The sequence below is a fragment of the Microbacterium sp. 22195 genome (genome assembly GCF_052056515.1).
GTDB lineage: Bacteria > Actinomycetota > Actinomycetes > Actinomycetales > Microbacteriaceae > Microbacterium.
Genome location: NZ_JBQEPE010000004.1, coordinates 208,809 through 229,267 on the forward strand (window position 1 = coordinate 208,809; position 20,459 = coordinate 229,267).

21 protein-coding genes are annotated in these 20,459 nt (G+C 68.3%); 8 read left to right on the forward strand and 13 right to left on the reverse strand.

The genetic code is table 11. From position 1 onward, the window contains the following. From ACTJJ4_RS13600 to ACTJJ4_RS13625, 6 genes are all read left to right on the forward strand, one after another. Complete coding sequence (locus ACTJJ4_RS13600; RefSeq protein ID WP_440943826.1) at positions 1-1,101, forward strand: DUF4185 domain-containing protein; 1,101 nt, start codon at positions 1-3, stop codon at positions 1,099-1,101. A 53-nt stretch (positions 1,102-1,154) separates the two neighbouring features. After that, positions 1,155-2,690, forward strand: coding sequence for a DUF4185 domain-containing protein (locus ACTJJ4_RS13605; RefSeq protein ID WP_440943827.1), 1,536 nt, complete (start codon positions 1,155-1,157; stop codon positions 2,688-2,690). Between the two features lie 66 nt (positions 2,691-2,756). After that, positions 2,757-3,344 (forward strand): DUF2441 domain-containing protein, encoded by a 588-nt coding sequence (locus ACTJJ4_RS13610; protein ID WP_440943828.1) that lies wholly within the window; start codon positions 2,757-2,759, stop codon positions 3,342-3,344. Beyond that, positions 3,337-3,882, forward strand: coding sequence for a hypothetical protein (locus ACTJJ4_RS13615; RefSeq protein WP_440943829.1), 546 nt, complete (start codon positions 3,337-3,339; stop codon positions 3,880-3,882). Before ACTJJ4_RS13610 ends, ACTJJ4_RS13615 begins: the two co-directional genes overlap by 8 nt. A 4-nt stretch (positions 3,883-3,886) precedes the next feature. Continuing rightward, complete coding sequence (locus ACTJJ4_RS13620; protein WP_440943830.1) at positions 3,887-4,390, forward strand: N-acetyltransferase family protein; 504 nt, start codon at positions 3,887-3,889, stop codon at positions 4,388-4,390. After that, positions 4,387-4,836 carry a hydrolase gene (locus tag ACTJJ4_RS13625; protein ID WP_440943831.1) on the forward strand — a complete coding sequence of 150 codons (450 nt, stop codon included), beginning with the start codon at positions 4,387-4,389 and terminating at the stop codon, positions 4,834-4,836. The genes ACTJJ4_RS13620 and ACTJJ4_RS13625 overlap by 4 nt, the downstream gene beginning before the upstream one ends. Positions 4,837-4,863: 27 nt before the next feature. On the opposite strand, the gene ACTJJ4_RS13630 is transcribed toward ACTJJ4_RS13625, so the two are convergent. The 6 genes from ACTJJ4_RS13630 to ACTJJ4_RS13655 all read right to left on the reverse strand — a co-directional run bounded on the left by ACTJJ4_RS13630 (position 4,864) and on the right by ACTJJ4_RS13655 (position 11,191). Next, the gene (locus ACTJJ4_RS13630) at positions 4,864-5,973 is read right to left on the reverse strand and encodes a DUF4185 domain-containing protein (protein WP_440943832.1); all 1,110 of its coding nucleotides are present in this window, start codon (positions 5,971-5,973) and stop codon (positions 4,864-4,866) included. A gap of 28 nt (positions 5,974-6,001) precedes the next feature. After that, complete coding sequence (locus ACTJJ4_RS13635) at positions 6,002-6,529, reverse strand: hypothetical protein (protein WP_440943833.1); 528 nt, start codon at positions 6,527-6,529, stop codon at positions 6,002-6,004. Positions 6,530-6,627: 98 nt separating this feature from the next. Then, a complete protein-coding gene (locus ACTJJ4_RS13640) occupies positions 6,628-7,527 on the reverse strand; it encodes a carbohydrate ABC transporter permease (protein WP_417555254.1) in 900 nt (299 codons plus the stop codon). After that, positions 7,527-8,453, reverse strand: a complete 927-nt coding sequence (locus ACTJJ4_RS13645) for a carbohydrate ABC transporter permease (protein ID WP_440943834.1) — start codon at positions 8,451-8,453, stop codon at positions 7,527-7,529. The genes ACTJJ4_RS13640 and ACTJJ4_RS13645 overlap by 1 nt, the downstream gene beginning before the upstream one ends. Before the next feature lie 69 nt (positions 8,454-8,522). Next, positions 8,523-9,896, reverse strand: coding sequence for an ABC transporter substrate-binding protein (locus ACTJJ4_RS13650; RefSeq protein ID WP_440943835.1), 1,374 nt, complete (start codon positions 9,894-9,896; stop codon positions 8,523-8,525). A 143-nt stretch (positions 9,897-10,039) separates the two neighbouring features. Then, complete coding sequence (locus tag ACTJJ4_RS13655; protein WP_440943836.1) at positions 10,040-11,191, reverse strand: DUF4185 domain-containing protein; 1,152 nt, start codon at positions 11,189-11,191, stop codon at positions 10,040-10,042. Between the two features lie 76 nt (positions 11,192-11,267). On the opposite strand from ACTJJ4_RS13655, the gene ACTJJ4_RS13660 reads away from it, so the two are divergent. Beyond that, a complete protein-coding gene (locus ACTJJ4_RS13660) occupies positions 11,268-12,236 on the forward strand; it encodes a hypothetical protein (RefSeq protein ID WP_440943837.1) in 969 nt (322 codons plus the stop codon). A gap of 88 nt (positions 12,237-12,324) precedes the next feature. On the opposite strand, the gene ACTJJ4_RS13665 is transcribed toward ACTJJ4_RS13660, so the two are convergent. From ACTJJ4_RS13665 to ACTJJ4_RS13685, 5 genes are all read right to left on the reverse strand, one after another. Beyond that, positions 12,325-13,194: a dihydrodipicolinate synthase family protein gene (locus ACTJJ4_RS13665; protein ID WP_440943838.1), complete on the reverse strand. Its 870-nt coding sequence runs from the start codon at positions 13,192-13,194 to the stop codon at positions 12,325-12,327. Next, on the reverse strand, positions 13,191-14,840 hold the full coding sequence (locus tag ACTJJ4_RS13670; protein ID WP_440943839.1) for a tripartite tricarboxylate transporter permease: 1,650 nt from the start codon (positions 14,838-14,840) through the stop codon (positions 13,191-13,193). Before ACTJJ4_RS13670 ends, ACTJJ4_RS13665 begins: the two co-directional genes overlap by 4 nt. Next, positions 14,837-15,364 carry a tripartite tricarboxylate transporter TctB family protein gene (locus tag ACTJJ4_RS13675; RefSeq protein ID WP_440943840.1) on the reverse strand — a complete coding sequence of 176 codons (528 nt, stop codon included), beginning with the start codon at positions 15,362-15,364 and terminating at the stop codon, positions 14,837-14,839. Before ACTJJ4_RS13675 ends, ACTJJ4_RS13670 begins: the two co-directional genes overlap by 4 nt. A gap of 53 nt (positions 15,365-15,417) precedes the next feature. Next, complete coding sequence (locus tag ACTJJ4_RS13680) at positions 15,418-16,383, reverse strand: tripartite tricarboxylate transporter substrate binding protein (protein WP_440943841.1); 966 nt, start codon at positions 16,381-16,383, stop codon at positions 15,418-15,420. A gap of 109 nt (positions 16,384-16,492) precedes the next feature. Then, positions 16,493-17,158, reverse strand: a complete 666-nt coding sequence (locus ACTJJ4_RS13685) for a GntR family transcriptional regulator (RefSeq protein ID WP_440943842.1) — start codon at positions 17,156-17,158, stop codon at positions 16,493-16,495. Positions 17,159-17,403: 245 nt separating this feature from the next. Here ACTJJ4_RS13685 and mgtE point away from each other — a divergent pair, with 245 nt between their 5' ends. Continuing rightward, positions 17,404-18,759 (forward strand): magnesium transporter, encoded by a 1,356-nt coding sequence (mgtE, locus tag ACTJJ4_RS13690; RefSeq protein ID WP_440943843.1) that lies wholly within the window; start codon positions 17,404-17,406, stop codon positions 18,757-18,759. Between the two features lie 245 nt (positions 18,760-19,004). Here the strand turns inward: mgtE and ACTJJ4_RS13695 are convergent, their stop codons facing one another. After that, positions 19,005-19,472, reverse strand: a complete 468-nt coding sequence (locus ACTJJ4_RS13695; RefSeq protein ID WP_440943844.1) for a heat shock protein transcriptional repressor HspR — start codon at positions 19,470-19,472, stop codon at positions 19,005-19,007. Between the two features lies 1 nt (position 19,473). Then, positions 19,474-20,457: a DnaJ C-terminal domain-containing protein gene (locus tag ACTJJ4_RS13700; RefSeq protein WP_440943845.1), complete on the reverse strand. Its 984-nt coding sequence runs from the start codon at positions 20,455-20,457 to the stop codon at positions 19,474-19,476. Positions 20,458-20,459: the final 2 nt, after the last annotated feature.

The window sequence follows — 20,459 nt, forward strand, 5'->3', positions numbered from 1 at the left end:
ATGAACGGGCGGCCGGCTTCGATCGCGATCCTCGCAGTGAGCGCCGTGCTGCTGGCCGGATGCTCCGCGGCATCCGCTCCGATCGAGGCCGTGACCGTCGCGGATGCGCCGACGGCGATCGGCGTCTCCGACGGGGACCTGTGGCCCAGCTGCTGGTCGGATGACGGTGCGCTGTATGCCGCGAACGGCGACGGCTCGGGGTTCGGCAGCACGTTCGGCGACATCGTGATGAACCGGATCACCGGGACCCCGGCATCCGATGATCTGGCGGGCGAGGGGCTCGCGACCGGCGACGCTCTCGGCCAGGTCTGGACGGATGCAGAGGGGTACACGCGCAAGCCGACCGGGATGCTGTGCACAGCCGGCACGCTGTACCTGGCCGTGCAGGATCTCTCACCCGACTTCGACGCCGCCCCGAACGCGACGATCGCGCGCAGCGACGACCACGGCAGGACCTGGTCCTGGGACACGAGCGCGCCCATGTTCGGGGGCGGGGTGTTCACCACCGTCTGGTTCGCCGACTACGGGATGGATGCCGAGCGCCGGCCCGAGAAGGACTACGTCTACGCCTTCGGGATCGACGGCAACTGGCGCGACTCGTTCACCGATGTCGTGCCGGATCCGACCGAGCTGTTCCTGGCCCGGGTGCCGATCGCCTCGGTTCAGGATCGCGCGAGCTGGGAGTTCTTCGCCGGCGAGCCGGGCGCCGCAGAGGCCACCTGGACGAGCGACATCGCTGCGAAGAAGGCCGTCCTGGTGGACGACCGGCGCACCGCCCACGGGATGAGCGTGATCTCGCAGGGCGGGGTCACGTACCTGCCGAAGCGCGGCCGCTACCTCTACACGTCGTGGACCGAGTACACGTTCGAGTTCTACGAGGCACCTCAGCCCTGGGGGCCGTGGACGCCCGTGCTCTCGGAGGACTTCGGCACGTACCCGTGGCAGGCGGATCGCATCGGCGGCTACGCCACGACCGTGCCGTCGAAGTTCGTCTCGGATGACGAGAAGACCGCGTGGGTGCAGTCCAACGTCTGCCCCTGCGCCCCCGCGGGCGTGACCTCGTACTGGTTCGGGCTCAGGCAGATGACGCTCCCGGACTGAGCGTCCGAGTCCGCTGAGACGTCGCCGCACGGCGACCTGAGAAAGGAGAGGCAATGACGCCCCTGAAGAGAATCGTGGCGGGTGCCGCCGCGGCATCCCTCGCGACCGTCGCGTTCGCGGTGGCCGCAGCACCGCCACCGGCGGAGGCGACCACGGCGCGCACGCCGGCGACCGTCGTCGAGAAGCTGACCGGACCTGATGCTCCGAACAACACCTGGGGCCGCTGGGACATCAAGGCGACCGACCTCGGCATCATGTGGGACGACGGCGCGGGGCATGTGCTCACGGCGTTCGGCGACACGTTCGGCAACGCGTGGACGGGACCGGGCGGCGGTGCGCCGCCCAACGGCAACTGGCGCAGCAACGTGCTCGTGCGCTCCAGCGACGGCGATCTCGCCGACGGGATGCTGTTCGACTGGGCGGCCCAGGGGCCGCAGGGCGTCGCACGCGAGATCATCCCGTCGAAGAAGATCAACGGCGTGGAGATGACGACGATCCCCACGACCGGAATCTCGGTCGGCAAGCGGCAGTACCTCGGCTTCATGTCGGTGAAGCAGTGGGGCCCGCCGGGGGTGTGGGACACGAACTTCGCCGGCATCGCCTACTCGGACGACGGCGGGGGCACCTGGAAGGTGTCGGACACGCGGTGGGAGAACGCCGACGGACACGACCCGTTCCAGATGCAGGCGTGGGTGCAGAAGGGCGGCACGATCTACGTCTTCGGCACGCAGAACGGGCGCAACGGCCCGGCATCCGTGGCCAAGGTGCCCGCGTCGAAACTGCTGGACAAGTCGGCCTTCCGATACTGGGACGGCACGGACTGGAGCAAGAAGGAGTCCGACGCCGTTCCGGTGATGGATGCTCCGATGAGCGAGATGTCGGTGCAGTACGACGCGTACAGCAAGCGGTTCCTGATGATGACGCTTTCAGGCGAGGACATCATCATGCGCACCGCGACCGCCCCGGAGGGCCCGTGGACTCCCGCGCAGACCGTGGCGAGCTCCACCGACTACCCCGCGCTGTACGGCGGGTACTTCCACCCGTGGAACAAGGACGGCGAGATCTACTTCACGATGTCGCAGTGGAACCCGTACAACGTCTACCTGATGCGCCTGCGCATCGACCGCGACGGGAACATCATCGACCCGAACCTGGTCACCGACGCGAGCTTCGAGCGCTCCACGACGCTCGGCGACGGCACCAACGGGACGTGGGCGGCGAAACCGAACTCGGGCATCGACAACGCTCCGGCCGCCGGCTTCACCGGGGATCACCGCGCGTTCGTCCGGTACAACAGCGGATGGCGGGACATCTGGCAGGACGTGCCCGTCGAACGCGGTGCGAAGTACCGGCTCACCGGGTTCCTGCGCACCTCGGTGAACAGCGACAACGGGTTCTTCGGCGCCCGGACGCTGGACGGCGTACCGATCGGCGAGATCAACTTCCACTCCGTCGGCGCGTGGACGCGGTTCACCGTCGAGTTCGACGCGGGCGACCGCGACGCCGTGCAGGTCTTCGGCGGCGTGTGGACCAACAGCGGCGACATCTGGATGCAGCTGGACGACGTCTCACTGACGAAGGTGCCCTGAGCATGACACGGTGGGAGGGCCTGCACGGGCCCTCCCACCGCACCCGTGACGTGAAAGGAGCAGATCATGGCGATGACGCACGCGTTCCATGTGGTGACAGACCGACCGATGCATGTAGGCCAGCAGATCGTCTTCGATGAGGACAATCGCAGCGGAGTCTGGCGGCGTGTACATGAACGCGCAGCCGAGGTCGTTCAGATCTACGCGGACGCTGCAACCAGTCCACTGCCTTCGCTCGATCATCACCTCGCCGTCGCATTCCGTGAGCTCGCTTTGGAGGAGGTACGAGCCGAGGAGTTCCCGGAGTATCCGTCGAGGCTCAGCAGCCTCTACGTATCGGGGACGCTGGCGGATGCCGAGGGCTGGTGCTCACTCTTCATCGAGTGGGGCCGGCCGACATATCAGATCGTGCGTCTCAAGGTCGTCGGTCGATGGTTCAGCGGCGACGCGCGGAATTGCTTCGCGGGCACCGTTGATCGAGCCGCGAATCTGGAACTCGCCAGAAGGTACTGGTCGAAAGGTGAGTACGACGGCGACGGTGAACCAATCATGGAGACGCTCGTCGACGGGAGTATCGAAGTCGTGGAGATCATCCGCACGGTGAACGCGAACGTCCCCACATCCCGATCGGAGATGAACAATGAGGATGAGTGACTCCAAGCCCACCCGGGGATTGATCCTGAACGGGGCATCGGGCGTCGGAAAGTCGCGCACGCTTCAGGAACTCGGTGCATTGCTCGGCGAGAAGGCCGTCGCGCATGCGCTCGTCGATCTCGACTTCCTCACGCTGTCGTGGCCGCGACCGCACGACGACCCCTGGGGCGGCAGGATCGCGCGTGCGAACCTGGCCGCGGTGTCGGTGAACTACCGACGCAGCGGCATCGACCGCGTCGTGGTCGCCCACGTGTTCACCGACCGGGCGCATCTGGACGGCTGTCGGGAAGCGCTCGGAGCCGCCTCCGCCTCCGAGGCACCGCTGATCCGGCTTCGAGCGTCGCGCGACGTCGTCGAGCAGCGGCTCCGAGCCCGGCACGCCACGGAGACTGCGTGGGAGCTCGACGGGTTTCTCGCCGGGCACGACGCTCTCACCCACGCTCTCGATGCGGCGGATCTAGACGATCACATCATCGACGTCGACGGCCTGGACCCGCGAGCGGTCGCCGAGCGCGTCATCGAAGCCGCCGGGTGGTGACCGCATGACAGACGTCGAGGTGGCGGATGCAAAGTCCGCCGATGTTGCCGGCCTCGCCGATGCGTTCCGCGACTGGCCCAAGCCAGCCGCGCTCTTCGAGCACTACCTCGATGAGCGGCGAGCCGGCCGGATCGACGTGCTGGTTGCGCGACGAGACGAGAATCCGGCCGGATACTGTCTGATCGTCTGGGAATCCGCGTATCCGCCATTCCGAGAAGCGGGCATCCCGGAGATCTCCGACCTCAACGTCCTGCACGCGCACCGCGGTGCCGGGCTCGGTCGCCTGCTGCTCGACGAGGCGGAGAGACGCATCGCGACGAGAGCGGGCGCCGCCGGCCTTCGCGTGGGTCTGTACGCCGATTACGGCATCGCTCAGCAGATGTACGCGCGCCGAGGGTATCTGCCCGATGGCCGCGGCGTCAGCATCGACGGAGAACCCGTGCCGCCGGGCACCATGATCACGCTCGACGACGAACCGGTCCTCGCACTCACCAGGACGCTGAGATGACGCCGACGGTCCCCCGCCACTGGCCCGCACCGCCGGGAGGGTGGCCGGAGTGGCTGTGGCGCGTGGAGTACGACGGCGCGCGACATCCGGGCTCGGCCGACATCGGAACGGTGGCCGAGGGAGCGAACTGCCAGCTGTACGCCTACGCGGTCCTCGACCTCTTCGGCCGACGACCGAAACCCCATCGCTCCAGCGAGCTGTGGGCCGACCCGTCCTATGATCATCCGCAACGGGAGGGCGCCGAGCCGCTGGACCTTGTGCTGTTCAACGACACCGACACCGCCTGGGGCGCGCACGTCGCCCTTGAGATGGGGCCGGACGAGCTTCTCCACCTGTGCTCATCGGAGAAGACGCCCGTCGTATGGCCCTTCGGCCGCTTCGCGGCAGACCCCCGATACCGGCACCTGATCGGGGTGGTTCGGATGCGCCGGGCCGGCTCGGCCTGATCCGGCCCGACGCACGTGACGTCGCTGTCAGGCCAGCCCCTGCACCCGGAACTGCTCGGAGTGATAGACGCTGCTGTTGCCGGTGTTCCATTGACTCACGCTCAGATGCAGGTCGCCCAGGGTGGAGCCGGGGATGATGTAGCCGCCGTAGAGCTGCGCGACGTGCGTGGCATCCTCGAATCCCCAGCTTCCGCCCCAGAGCAGAGTCGTCTTCGCGGCCGTGTAGAGGTTGTCGGTCGGCGTGTTCAGCACCATCGCGTCGATCCGGTAGTCGGCCGCGTTGAACCACGTGAGGATCCACTTGCCGCCCAGCGGTCGCAGGCACATCTCGCCGAACTTGCCTGGCAGCACCTCGGTGGCCGGGTTGCCCCACCCCCACGCCCCGTTCGCGAATCCCCACGGCTGATAGGCGGACAACTGCGTCATCTGGCTCGATGCCACGCGGTACAGCACGATTCCCTTGTCGCGCTGGAACCCCGTCCCGTAGATGTAGACGTACCCGTCGTTGCCCAGGCCCCAGGTGATGCACTGGAAGCGCCCGCCCGCCATGTCCGCCGGGAACTTCAGCCCGGTGTGGAACCAAGTGGCTCCGCTGTCGTCGGATGCCCACAGCTCGGTCCATCGCACCATGCCGAATTCGGGACCGTTGACGATCGCATGCAGGTACATCCGCGATCCGATGGTGATGACATCCGAGGGGATGACCGTCTTGAAGTAGGCGTCATGCGGGTAGTACCAGAGCTGCGGGGCCACGCCGGTCGTCGCCGTCCCGGCGCCGGCGCATCCGTTGAACGTCACGCCCGCTGCCAGATTCGTCGTCGACGAGTACAGGGCCACGGGTGAGCGCCAGTTCGCACCGCCGACGTGGTCGGCCCAGGTGTCGCCGAACACGAACAGCAGGCGCCCGTCGGGGGTGCGCGCTGGGATGCCCAGGTCGGTCGCCCCGACGCCGTACTGCACGCTCGTCTGGGTACCCGCCAGCACCTTCATCCGCGTGACGGTCAGCGGCCCGGCCGCCGACGCGGCCGGTGCGGCCGTGATGCCGACGGCGGATGCCGCGCCCACCGCCCCCGCAGCGAGGGCGCCCTGCAGCAGTGCGCGACGACTCATCCATGGTTGACGGTACTGCTCGGTCATGCTCGACTCCTTCGTCGTGAGGTCGGCTTCAACGGCCTCGTGGTTCGGCCGACTCGACGTCGGCCAGGTTCTCCCTCGCCCATGCCTCGATCCGTTCGGCGACCTCTCCGGCCGAGAGCGCATCGGTGTCCAGCACCGTCACCGGCCAGCGCGGATCGTCGCCGCTCAGCGTCTCCCAGCGCGGCCAGTCCATCGGCACCGGCGTGTCCACGCGGATGACCTCCGGTGCATGCTGCGGATCCTCCGAGTGGCGTCGGAACCACTGCCCGAACCGCAGGTGGTGCACCAGCGAGTCGGCGGGTTCGCCCCGCCCGATCAGGCGCGCCTCCTGCACCTGTGGTGACGCCGCCAGCACGCAGATCGCGATGCCGTCGAGCTGCTCGGCGGACGGCACGGCGAGCAGCTCACCGGGCGGCACCTGGCCGAACAGCAGCACGTGCTCTCCCCGCGACTGGGCCTCGAGGGCGAAGCGGACCCAGCGCTCGGTGGCGTCGTGACGCCAGGCCGTGTCCGCCCCTTCGGGCACGCCGATCGAGTCGAACTCGACGCAGACCACGGGAGTCCCGAAAGTCGACCTCGCGCAGCAGGTCGAGGGCGGTCGACTTGCCGGTACCGCTCGCGCCCGTCACCGACAGCAGCATCCTGGTCCTCCGCTCATTTGAGTCCGGCCATCTTGATGTTCCCGATGATCTGGCGCTGGAAGATGAGGAAGAGGATCACGACCGGAGCCGCGGCGAGGACCGAGCCCGCCATCAGCAGGCCGAGTTCGGTGCTGCGCTCGGAGCGGAACGTCGCGAGGTACTGCTGCACCACGAATCGCTCAGGGGTCGTGATCGTCATGATCGGCCACACGTAGGAGTTCCAGTAGGCCAGGAAGGCGGTGATCCCCATCACGACGAACGGCGGCTTCGACAGCGGCAGGAAGATGCGCCAGAAGATCTGGAAGCGACCGCATCCGTCGAGCATGGCCGCCTCCTCCAGGCTGGCCGGGATGTTCAGGTAGAACTGCCGGATGAAGAACACCGCTCCCGCGCTCGCGGCCCCCGGGATCACGAGCACCGCGAGCGTGTCGAGCATCGACAGGCGTGTGACCACGATGAAGCTCGTCAGCAGGATCGTCATGCCCGGGATGAACATGGTCGTGATCACCGCGACCCACAGCGTGCGCTGGAACCGGAAGTTGAGGCGCGCGAACGCGTACGCCGCGAGCGAGTTGACGGTCAGGCTCAGCACCGTGAAGAGCACGGCGCCGAGGAACGTCCACAGCATCGTCCGCGAGAACGTCGGGTCGGCGAGGATCTGCGCGTAGTTCTGCCAGCGCCACACCTCGGGGAAGAACTGGAACGGCGTCGAGACGACCTCGGTCTTGGACTTGAAGCCCGCGATCACCATCCAGGCGAGCGGGAAGAGCGCGGCCACGAGGAAGATCAGGCCGACGACGACCTTTCCGGCCAGCGCGAGCCAGCCGCTCGACGTCCGCGGCAGCCTGGATCGGCCGGAGGGCTCCTTGCCCGCGAGCACGATACGGGTGGTCTCACCCTGCATGACGGCCATCAGTCGACCAGCCTCTCGGAGTTGACGAACTTGAACACGAGGGCCGAGACGGAGCCCAGCACGACGAACAGCAGCAGTGCGGCGGCGATCGAGTAGCCGACGTTGATGTCGTTCCGGAAGTGGTTGAAGATGAACAGGTTCGGCAGCGTGGTCGAGTCGAGCGGCCCGCCGCCGGTCATGACGAGGGGCAGCTCGAACTGCTGGATCGCCGCGACGAAGCCGGTCACGAGCAGGTAGAGGAAGACGTTCTTCATCTGCGGGATGGTGATGTAGAAGGTCTTCTGCCACCAGCCGGCGCCCTCCATCGCCGCCGCCTCGTAGTACTCGGTCGGGATGTCGACCATCGCGGCGACCATGATGAGCGAGGTCAATCCCATGCCCAGCCAGACGGCCGGGATCGCGATCGCCAGGAGCGCCCAGGCGGGATCGCCGATCCAGGCGATCGGATCGATGCCGAAGGTGCCGAGGAAGGCGTTGAGCAGACCGCCGGAGTAGTCGTAGATCAGCACGAAGATGATCGACGTGATCACACCCGAGATGATGGTCGGGATGTAGATGCTGACCTTGAGGATGCTGGCGAAGCGGCGCGACACCGCGACGACCAGGCTGGAGAACAGGTAGGCGAGCACGAGCATCGGCGGCACCGTCATCAGCACGAACACGAAGCCGCGGCCGATCGTCGCGATGAACAGCGGGTCGCTCAGCACGTCGGTGAAGTTCTTGAACCCCACGAAGACGGGCTCCTTGTAGAAGCTCCAGTCCTGGAAGGACAGGAATCCCGCGTAGAAGGCCGGCCAGATCACGAAGATCCCCAGCAGGATCAGCACCGGCGCGAGCATCAGCAGCGCGAGTTTGGTGTCCCGGTAGCGGTAGCGGTCATGGCGCTGACGCTGTTGGCGCCGCACGCCCCTCTCAGCGATGGTCATCGGTGGTCCCGTCCTGTCGGCATGGTTCCGGGAGCCGGCTCCAGTCGGCCGGCTCCCGGATCTCGGATGTCAGTTCTTCGGCGCCTTCTCGGGCAGCTTCTCGCGATCGATCACGGTCTGGATCGCCTTCTCGGCGGTCGCGATCGCGGCATCCGGAGTGGCAGCGCCCTTCATCACCGACTCCATCGCGGTGCCGACGGCGAGGGACACGTCCCACGGGTAGGTCGGCTCGGGGATGGCGGTCGGGGCGATGTCGTCGACGACGACCTTCGACCAGGGCGCCTTCGCAGCGGCCTCGTCCTTGGCGACGGCATCCTGCACCGACTTGCGGACCGGCACCTTGGTGAACTGGGTCTGCACGAAGAACGGCACGAGGTTGGCGGTGTCACCGGCGAGCGCCCACTCCAGGAACTTGCCCGCGGCCTCGGGGTTCTTGCTCTTCGCGTCGATCACCCACTTGAAGTTGCCGAGCGTGGTCGCCGTGCGGTCGTCGGCGCCGGAGGCGTTCGGGAACGCGCCGACGCCGGTGTTGGTCAGCATGTCCTTGTAGTCGGAGCCGATCTGCGACATCATCCACGAGCCGGACACCTTGAAGGCGACCTTCTTCTCGCCGAAGTCCTTGCCGCCCACGTACGCGTCGAGCGCCTGCTTGGCCATGTAGCCCTTGTCCCAGAGCTCCTTGTACTTCAGCATCAGGCTCTTGTAGCCGTCGTTGTTGATGTCGGGCTTGGTCCAGTCGTCGGTCAGCGCGGTGTGACCGGAGAAGTTGTACTGCTGTCCGACCGTGGACCAGGCGAAGGTCACGGCGTCGGATGCCGGGGAGATGCAGTACGTGCCCTTCGCGAGCGTCGGCTGGATCTTGGCGCAGTCCGCGAGCAGCTCGTCCCAGGTGGCGGGACCGGCCTCGGCGTCGACGCCGGCCTTGGTCAGCATCTCCTTGTTCCAGAACAGCACGGTCTGCGCCTCGAGCAGCAGCGGATACGCGTAGTATTTGCCGCCGATCTCGGAGACGGGCTTCGCCGCATCGATGATCTCGTCCAGCTTGGACTGATCGACGACCTTGTTGAGCTCGTAGAGCTGACCGGCATTGACGGCGTCCTGGATGCTGCCGGAGTGCGTGTAGATGTCGGGAGCCTTGCCCGCGGCCTGCGCCGCCTTCATCTTCTGGTCCCACGCATCGGCCGGCACCTCGGTGTCGACGACCTTGATCTTGTCCTGCGAGGCGTTGAACTTCTTGACGATGTCCTTGTACCAGGCGTTCTCCACCGGGGTGAAGGTGCGGTGCCAGAACTGCACCGTGGTGGCGCCGCCGCTGCCGCCGTCGCCGTCGCCGGCTCCCTGGCCGGGAGTGCTCGACCCGCAGCCGGCGAGAAGGCCGACCGCTGTGACCGCACCGAGGGCGGAGAGGATCATCCGCCTCTTGCGAGAAGTGTTGATTGCCATTGGTTCCTCCTCAGGAACACGAATCGTCGTCGAATCGGGGCTGTGTTCGGCTGGTGCCGAGGGACACGGGCGGGCGAACGGGCCGCGCCGACCGGGTAGAGGTCACGTTAGACGAAATCGATTTCAAGCACAAGGGATCTCACTCACGGTGCTCTGCGATCAAGTCGGGCGGAGAACCAGAAGACGTTGTACGGGCCCCAGAGAGACATGGCGAAGTACACGGTGCGCCCGTCGGCGGAGGTGTACCGCGGATTCAGATAGGGCGAGTAGAGGCCCGGGTAGTCGCTCGCCGATGCCAGCTCGATCGGCTCACCCCAGGGACCCCAGGGCGTCGCCCCCTCGCGGATGTAGGCGTTCCCCGCGTCCGAATAGGTCATGATCCAGCGGTCGAGATAGCGGGACCACATGACCGAGAGCTCGCCGATCGTGCCCTCGAGGACGGTCACCGCATCCGCCATGTCGGCGCTCCAGTGCGGGGTCGCGCCGTCGGCGCCGGCGAAGTACTCGTAGCCCGACTGCGACTCGACGGCGCTGCGCTCCGACCGGACGCGCATGAGCTGGACGCCGCCGAACCGGCCGGAGCGGATGCCCCAGATGTACACGTAGTCGCTGCCGCCGTCCATGACGTGCGCCGTGGCGAACTGGACGAAGTTCGAGTCGCCCGGCCAGCGCACCCCGGGGACCGGATGCCAGCTCTCCCCGCCGTCGGAGGAGGTGATCAGCGCGGAGTGGTTCGCATCCCAGGCGCCGGGGTCGCCCCAGTGGGACACGGACATGTACGAGACGTACATGTCGTCGCCGACGGTGAATCCGTAGGTGGGGATCTTCGTCACCTCCCCGCCGATGTCGTTCGAGTCGTGGTCCCCCTCGATGAGCGCCGCGGCCAGACCTACGTCATCCACGTGCCAGCCGTCGAACGTGATCCCGTCGGTCGGATCGTCATCGGTGGTCCACGCCGCGACGTTCGAGCGCCAGAACCCGCCCTGACCGCCGATCGAATCCGGATCCCGCTCGCCGAACGTGTCCCCGAACAGGAAGAAGGTCTTCTCGCCGACATTGACCATCGATCCGAGGTCGGTGCCCGCCACGCCGACCGCGGCGGTGTCGTTCATGGCACCGGGTCCGGTGAGCTGCGCGATCTCCGTGACATCGGAGACCCCCGCGAGCACGAACGGCTTGTCGGGGTTCGGGTCCACCGCGGTCGGGCCGCTCGCAGAGCATGCGCCGAGGGCGAGCGCGGATGCCGCGACGGCGACCGTCGCGAGCGTGCGCCGAGGTGACGTGGGATGGCTCATGATCCTCCTTGATCTGGCCACACTCTACTGAAATCGATACCATTGCGAAATCGATTTCAATGCAGAAGGAGACCTGATGAGCTCGGCTGAGCGCTTCACGGAAGCGGAACCGGCGACTGCGGACGGCATCTGGCTGCGGCCCACCGGGGCCGCGGCCGCCGAGCCGCGCTGGGGGCATACGGACGGCATGCAGATCGGCATCCATCCGACCCCGGGCCCGCGGGGGCTGCTGCGGGTGTTCACGCCGTACCTGGATCACCCGCGCGAGCGGCTCGTGAACTTCATCGCTGTGGAGCCCATCCCGCGAGGTGAGGACCGGCGGGGATATTCCGAGCTGGAGCCGAGTTCGCTCGACCCCGGTGAGAACGGCAAACGGTTCTGGTCCGGTGACGAGCCCGACGGGCTCGCCGCACCGAGGGATCCGCTCGCACCGAGCCGCGGCGTGGTCGAGACGATCGACGGCGTCGAGACGCTGACGGTGTGGATCGGGGTGGAGCGGTTCGACAACGGGGCGGACGTGCGGGTGCGCGTGCGATTCCGCGCGGACCGCCCGCGCGAGGTGGAGGTCGCCGGGTTCGAGAACGAGGGGTCAGTACCGCTGCAGCGCCTGGTGCTCACTGCGACCATGGGCAACTGGGCGCGACTGCGCCGGCTCGAGCTGGCCGACCGGACCGTCACCCCGGCCGAGCTCTGGCCCGGATTCGAGGGGACCGGATTCACCGAGCACGGGCGGTTCGGACTGTCCGAGCTGCGCCGGGAGGGGCGGACGGCGGTGGTCAGCGCGATCGGCGATGAGGAGGATCCGTGGTCGGTCGCTTATGCCGACGACACGGCGGAGCACTGGCGGTTCGTGGGCCTGCGGTCCCGACAGACCTGGCGCGTCGATGACCCGCACCCCGAGCTCGAGGTGCTCGTCAATGCTCGCTGGTCGTACTGGGCGAGCGCCTCGGAGATACCGGGCGGTCCGGCGTTCGAGAACTTCGAGATATCCGAGCCCTTCCGCCAGGGGGCCGGCTTCCGATTCGCCGTCGAGCCCCTGGACTGACGCCGGCGCGAGATCCCGCCCGACATGAGAGACCACCCCGCGCATGTTCTCTCATGCGCGGGGTGGTCTCTCGAGGTGTCGAGCCGACTCAGGCGTACGCGGCCACCACGCGCGCGACGGCCTCGCGCTCGGCATCCGTCGGCTCGTCCAGCGCCATCCGGCAATAGGAGTCCGCGACGCCGAGCACGCGGTAGCCCTCCTTCATGCGCGCCATGTCTCCTCCGATCAGGGCGACGACCTCGTCGACGGCTGACTGCGCGGCGGTGATCGCCGAGGCGTCCCCGGAGCGGCCGGCATCCGCCAGCGCACGGAACGGCTGGGGCGTGACGGAGGAGACGCCCGAGACGACTCCCTGCGCGCCGGCGTCGACCGCGGCGATGAGGTCGCGGTCGGCTCCCGTGTAGAGCTCGAAGTCCGCCGGCACGGCGGCGCGATAGGCGGCCAGCTCGTCGAGCGACAGCTCGCTGACCTTCGCGCCGACCACGTTCGGAAGCCCCGCGAGCCGCACCAGCAGCTCGGGCGAGACCTGGTTCCCGCTGCGTGCCGGGTAGATGTACACGTACAGGCGCCCGTCGCCCACGGCATCCGACACCTGCCGGAAGTAGTCGAACACCGCGTCGTCGGAGGAGCGCAGGTAGTACGGCGTCAGCGCCGCGAACTCGGTCGCGCCCAGCTCCCCGGCGATGCGGGTGAGTCGCACGGCCTCGAAGGCGCTGGGGCGTCCGACGTGCACGACGACCCGCATCCGGTCCTTCAGCTCATCCAGTGCCGCCGAGACGAGGGCGGTGAACTCATCGACGTCGACGGCGGGGAACTCGCCGGTCGTGCCGAGCACGAACGCGCCCTCGTTGCCGGACTTCCCGACGTAGCGGAAGATCGCGCGCGACCCCTCCAGATCGAGCGATCCATCGCGCCCGAAGGCCGTGGGGATCGCGGTGAGGATGTCGTAGCGGGTCACTTCTCGTTCTCCTTGTCGGTGCGGCGCGCACGACGCGCGCCCTTCTTCTCGATGTTGCGAACGGTGGACGTGAGCAGTTCGGGGTCCTGCGCGAGCTCCTCGCGGGCGTGCGCGATCTGCTCGACGCTGGACGCCGGCAGGATCGACTCCTCGAGCGACGCACGCTGCTCGCGCGGCTTGCGGGCGGCACGGATCGCCGGCAGGGCGATCGAGAGCACCGCGAGCACCAGCAGCGCGATCGCGATGGGGCTGACCACCGAGAAGAACGGCTTGGTCGGCAGGATCGCCATCGTGCGGGCGAGGTTCTCCTCCGCGAGCGGGCCCAGCAGCAGGCCGAGGACGACGGGGCCCGCAGGCACCTGCATCCGCTTGAGCAGCACGCCGACCACGCCGAAGACGAGCATCGTGATCACGGTCGACAGGCTGTTGGAGGTGGCGTAGGTGCCGATGATGCAGAAGATCAGGATGCCGCTCCACAGGTACTGCTGCGGCACGTCGAGCAGCTTGACCATGCCCTTCATGCGCACCAGGCTCAGGCCGAGCGAGAGCAGCGTGGCGAGGAGCATGATGCCGACGATGGAGACGACGAGGTCGGGACGGTTGGTGAAGAGCGTCGGGCCCGGGGTGATTCCCCAGATGATCATCGAGCCGATCATGACCGCCATGACCGAGTCGCCCGGGATGCCCAGCGCCATGGTCGTGGTGAGCGAACCGCCGAGCGTCGCGCTGGAGGCGGTGTCGGATGCCGCGACGCCCTCGATCGAGCCCTTGCCGAAGCGCTCCGGATGCTTGGATGCACGGCGCGCCTGCTCCCAGCCGATGAGCCCGGCGATGTCGCCGCCGGCCGCGGGGATCAGGCCGACGCCGAGACCCACCCCACCAGAGATCGCGGTGGCGCGACCGGTCTGCTTCATCTCGCCCCAGGTCGGCCACCAGCGGCCGAGGCTCGAGATCGGACGCACCCGGTTCTTGCGATGGGTCAGCAACTGGTCGAACAGCTCCGCGATGCCGAACAGGCCGATGATCACGGCGATGAAGTTCACGCCCTCCACCAGCTCCAGTGAGCCGAAGGTGAAGCGCTGGTCGGCCGTGGCGGCGTAGGTCCCCACCGTGCCCAGCATCAGACCGAAGAGACCGGCGAGGATGCCCTTCACCATCGACTTGGACGAGATGCCGATCATGATGGCGATGCCGAAGATCACCAGCGCGAACAGCTCGGGCGAGCGGAAGTAGTCTCGGGCGAAGCTGGCGATGGGGACGGCGGCGACCGAGAACAGCACGAGGGATGCCAGGATGCCGATCGCGGACACGATCGCGGAGACCGTCAGGGCGAGTCCCGCCTTGCCCTGCTTGGCCATCGGATACCCGTCGAGGGTGGTGGCGATGGAGGCCGGCGTACCCGGGGTGTTGATCAGGATGGACGGCACGCGGTCGCCGAAGTTGGCGGCGACGTAGATGGTGAGCATCACGGCCAGGCCCTGCACGGGCTCGAGCGTCATGGTGAAGCCCGCCGCGAGGGCGACGGCCATGGTGGCCGTGATGCCGGGGAAGGCGCCGACCATGAAGCCGAGCACGAGACCCACGCCCATGTTCAGCAGGATCTGGATGTCCAGCAGGGCGTTCAGGCCCTCGGCGAAAGCGTTCACAGGGGAATCCTCAGCAGCATGCCGAACACGACGTAGACGAACGCCGTGACCGCGACGGTGTAGATGATCAGGCTCAGCCAGCGGCGGTGGCCGTAGACGAGCATCAGGGAGGCCATCAGCAGGCCCGCGGCGATCGGGAAGATCTCGATGCGGTAGCCCAGCAGCACCACCGACCCCAGCGACCAGAGCGCGACGAAGGCGCAGGCGATCGCCAGCGTGGCGGCCATGCGCAGGACGCCGCCGGGCTGGATGCGCTCGACGTCCTCGCGACTCGACGCCTGCCGGGTGATCGCGATGACGAGCAGGATGACGGCGACGGCGACGGCCGCGACTCCGAGCACGGTCGGCCAGAACCGGGCATCCATCTGCCCGGCCGCGGCCTCGCGGCGCAGCGGGATCTGCGTGGCCAGGAACAGGTAGCCCGCGGCGAACGCGAGGGAGACGACGGCGAAGGCGATCTCGAGCCCGTGCGACGGCGTCGCGCTCTGGTACTCATCCTCGACGGGGGTGTCGGTGGTCGACATGGGTGTCCTCTCGAGAGGCCGGGACCGGGTGCGTGGACCCGGCCCCGGGATGCTCAGCCCAGCAGGTCCTTGAACAGGGTGAACTGGTCCTTCACGAACGAGGTCCACTCGGCCGAATCGCGGTACACGACCAGGTTTCCGGCCTCCGTCTGGAACTTCTGGTAGCCGTCGGACTCGACGGCCTTCTTCACGGCTTCCTCGAGGGTCTTGTGCACGTCGTCCGGCAGGCCCTTGGCGGTGTAGATGCCGCCCCAGCCGCCGAACTCGACCTTCTCGCCGATGGCCTCCTCGACGGTGGGGACGTCCTTCGCGTCGGGGTGGCGCTCGTCGTGCATGACGGCCAGGATCTTCACGGCGTCGCCCTGTGCGAGGGCCTCGCCGAGACCCGAGACCGCGGCGACCGTCTCGCCGGATGCCGCAGCGCCGACGGCGGTGGCGCCGCCGTCGTAGGGGACGGGAGAGAACTGGGCGCCGGTGGCGTCGGCGAGGCCGACGGTCGCGGCCTCCCAGATCGAGCCGGCACCGGAGTTCGCGACCGTCACCGCACCGGACTTCGCCTTGGCGACGAGCGCTTCGAGCGAGTCGATGCCGCTGTTCGCGCCGACGGTGATCACGCCCGGCGCGAGCATGATCTGGCCGAGCAGGTCGTAGTTCTCGGGCAGCACCTTGGCGCCCTGGGTGGTGTTGAGCATCGCGATCTCGACGGGCGCGAAGCCGATGACGTAGCCGTCGGCCTTCTGGCTGCCGACGTACTCCATGGCGAGGGCGCCGGCAGCGCCGGGCATGTTCTCGGGGACGACGCTCACGTCGAGGATCTTCTCGAGCTCGGTGGCGAGGGCACGCGAGGAGAGGTCGGAGCCGCCACCCGGGTTCGCCTGGATGATCAGGCGGATGTCCTTCTCGGGGAAGGCCGACTCGGCACCTCCCTCTTCGACCTTGGTGCAGCCCGCCAGGACGAGCGCGGTTGCGGTGACGGCGACGATGGCTGCGGCCGCTCGGGACATGCGGATGCGGGGCATCTTTGCTCCTCGGTGCTGGTCGACCGTGTTGTCGACGCTGGCGAGCGTAGCAGTGTTCACTGTTAACAGTCAACACCGAGACGGCTCCCGCGCAGACAGCGGGGCCGGATCAGGACGTCTGCTGCGGGAGCTCGCTGAGCATGCGGTCGCGGGCGCCGTCCAGGTGCGCCGTGAGCACCTCGGCCGCGCGCACGGCGTCGCCGCTGCGCATGACGTCCATCAGCACGACGTGGTCGCTCGCGGAGTCGTGCAGATCGTCGTCGTGGTTGATCGTGACGTCGAGCAGAGCCGTGAACGTCGGCAGGTACTGCTTCCAGGCGCCCTCGAGGCGGGCGTGGTCCGCGAGCACGTAGATCTGCGAGTGGAAGTCGAGGTCGGCCTCCACGAAGGCGGCGTGGTCGCCGGCATCCGCGGCTTCCGCCATCCGCTGCACGGCATCCCCCATCGTCCGCCAGCGGGCGTCGTCCGACACGCGGATCGCCCGCGACAGCGCGAGCTGCTCGAGCGCACCGCGCAGACTGTAGAGCTCATCGACGTCGTCGCCGGTCAGCCCGACGACGAAGACGCCCCGCGGCCGCTGGATGCGAACCAGCTTCTCGAAGCTGAGCTGGGTGAGAGCGTCGCGCACCGGTCCGCGGCTGACGTCGAACTCCTCGGCGAGCGCCTCCTCGGTGATCCGCTCCCCCGGGGCCAGCACCCCTCGGACGATGCGCTGGCGCAGCACGTTCGCGATCTGCGCACCCAGAGACTCGCCCCTTCTGACTGTGTCGGACACCGGCACTCCCCTTGTTGACTGTTGACAGGGTACATCCTCCGCCAACGGGTCTAGGATCGACGAGGATCCTTCCCCGAGCACCAGGAAGCGAGGTGGTTCATCATGTCGAGTGACAGTCATAGTCGCAGACACGTCATCCCCTCCGCTTCCGCACCGCTCGGCTGAGCGGCGGCGTCTGCTGCGACGCGCGCCACGGCGTTCTCATGACCCCGCTCAGTGCGGCGGTGCCTTCCTAAGGCACGCCCATGACTCCTACCCAGATTCAGACCGTCTCCGAGGCCGCCGACGAGATCCGTCGCCTCATCGCGCAGGGTGACCTGCCCGGCGCGTCCGCCGTACTCACCCCGCTCGCCGTTCCCGAGGTCGTCGAGCTCGTCGACCGGCTCCCCATCGACGATGCCGCGATCGTGTACCGCCTGCTCGCCAAGACCCGCGCCCTCGAAGTGTTCGAGGCCCTCTCCCCCGGCACGCGCGGCGACCTGGTGCAGGCGCTGCGCAACGTCGAGATCACCGCGCTGTTCGCCGAGATGGATCCGGACGACCGCGTCTGGCTGCTCGACGAGCTGCCGGCGTCGGTGGCACCCCAGCTGCTGCGCGGTCTCACCCGGCAGGAGCGCGACCTCACCTCCGGGATGCTCGGCTACCCGCAGGACTCCATCGGGCGCCGCATGAGCCCGGAGTTCGTGACGACGCACCCGCAGCTGACCGTCCGTGAGACGTTCACGCGCATCCGCGCCGCGCTCGACAGCGCCGAGACCGTGTACACCGTGCCGGTGACCGACGCCCGCCGCGTGGTGGGGGTCGTCAGTCTGCGCGATCTGATGTCGGCGGATGAGGATGCCGTGATCGCCGACGTGATGAGCGAGCCGCACGTCGCCGAGGTGACGGAGGACGCCGAGACCGCTGCCCGCCGCGCCACCGACTACAGCCTGCTGGCCCTTCCGATCGTGGACGGCGAGCAGCGGCTGGTGGGCATCCTTACCATCGACGACGCGGCGCGCATCCTCAAGCAGGAGGAGAGCGAGGATGCCGCGCGCCAGGGCGGCGTGGAGCCGCTGCGCCGCTCGTACCTGGGGACGCCCATCCGTCAGCTGGTGCGCTCGCGCGTGGTGTGGCTGCTGGTGCTCGCGGTCGGCGCGACGCTGACCGTGCAGGTGCTGGACACCTTCGAGGCGACGCTCGCGCAGATGACGGTGCTCGCGCTGTTCGTGCCGCTGCTGATCGGCACCGGCGGCAACACGGGCAACCAGGCCGCGACCACGGTGACGCGGTCGCTCGCACTGGGTGAAGTGACGCCTCGCGACGTGCTGCGGGTGCTCTCCCGCGAGATCAGGGTCGGATTCTGCCTGGGGCTGCTGCTCGGGGCGCTCGGCTTCGTGATCGCGGGCCTGGTCTACGAATGGCACGTCGGCCTGGTGATCGGCCTCACCCTGGTCGCGGTCTGCACGGTCGCGGCATCCGTCGGCGGGATGATGCCCCTGGCAGCCCGTGCGATCCGCGTCGACCCGGCCGTGTTCTCCAACCCGTTCATCACGACGTTCGTCGACGCGACCGGGCTGGTCATCTACTTCCTGATCGCGAAGACCGTGCTGGGCCTGTGAGGCTCAGCACGGTCCGCTCGTCGGATCAGCTGTAGGTCTCGAGCACTCGGCGAGTGGGTCAGCTGACGTCCAGGTGGCAGTTCGTCCCGTTGTGACAGCGGCCCCACGCGTTCAGGTCGCAGTTCGTCCCGGTATCGCGTGCTGATAGCGGGACGAATCGCGACCTGGAGGAAGGTGGAATGCCGGTAACGGGACAAATCGCGACCTGGAAGGGAATCGTAGTGTCGCCTCGACCGCGGCGGTTCTCAGGCTCCGCCGCGCGGAGCCTCGTCGTCGGCATCCGCGTCGTCCTCGGGCGCCGGGACCGGCCGTGGACGCCACAGCACAACCTCGGTGGAGCGGCGGATGCGCCGGCCGGATGCCAGCGAGACGATCGACCCGGTCGCCCCGGCGGCGAAGACGCGAACGCCGGGGCGGCTCTCCCGTTCGGCGCGCAGAGCGCCCTCGAGCTCGGTGACGCGGGAGCGCAGCATCCGCACCTCGTCCTCCAGGTCGAGCAGCCGGGCGATCGCCGGGAGACTCATCCCCTCGCTCGACAGCTGCGCGACTTCGCGGAGCTGCTCGATGTCGCGCATCGAGTAGCGCCGCGAGCCGCCGCGCGTGCGGCCGGGCACCACCAGGCCGATGCGGTCGTACTGCCGCAGCGTCTGGGGGTGCATGCCGGCCAGCTCGGCGGCGACTGCGATCGCGAAGACAGGGGATTCGGCATCCATGTCAGGCCTTGGCCTTCGCCATCATCTCGGCCCGCGGGTTCTCGGTGGGCTCGAGCTCGTGGAAGCGCTGCAGCGCTTCGCGCGCGGCGTCGTCGAGGTGCGTCGGCACGGCCACCTGCAACTCCGCGAGCAGGTCGCCCGTGCCCTTCTTCGCCGACGCGATGCCCCTGCCCTTGACGCGCAGCACGCGCCCGGAGGGCGTGCCCGGGGCGACCCGCAGCTTGACCGTCTCGCCGCCCAGTGTGGGCACCTCGATGGTCGCGCCGAGCGTCGCCTCGGTGAACGTGACGGGCACGGTCAGCCGCAGGTTCAGTCCCTCGCGGGTGAACACCGGATGCGGGCGCACCGTGACCTGAACGACGATGTCGCCGGGCTCCCCGCCGTCGGGCGAGGGGCGGCCTCGGCCGCGCAGACGGATCTTCTGACCGTCTGCGACGCCCGCGGGCACCTTGATCTTGAACGGCTTGCCGTCCTCGGCCTGCAGGGTGATGGTCTCGCCCTGCGCGGCGGTGACGAAGTCCAGGGTGGTGCGGGCCGTGACGTCGGCGCCCTTCTGCGGGCCGCCGAAGCCACGGAATCCGCCCGACGACTGCCCGAACCGGCCACTGCCGAAGGAGCCGCCGCCCTGGTTGAACATCGAGAAGATGTCGTCGAAGTCGGCCTGACGGCCGCCGCCCTGCCCGAACCGGCTGAACACGTCCTCGAAGCCGCCCGCGCCACCGCCGCCGGGCGCGGTGAAACGCGCCCCCGAGCCCATCGCGCGGATCTCGTCGTACTCGCGACGCTGCTCGGCATCGCTGAGCACGCTGTACGCCTCGCTGATCTCCTTGAACTTCGCCTCGGCCGCCGCATCACCCGGGTTGGAGTCCGGGTGGTACTTGCGCGCGAGCTTGCGGTACGTCTTCTTCAGTTCCGCGTCGGAGATGTCCTTCGAGACGCCGAGCGTCTTGTAGAAGTCCTTGTCGAACCAATCCTGGCTGGCCATCG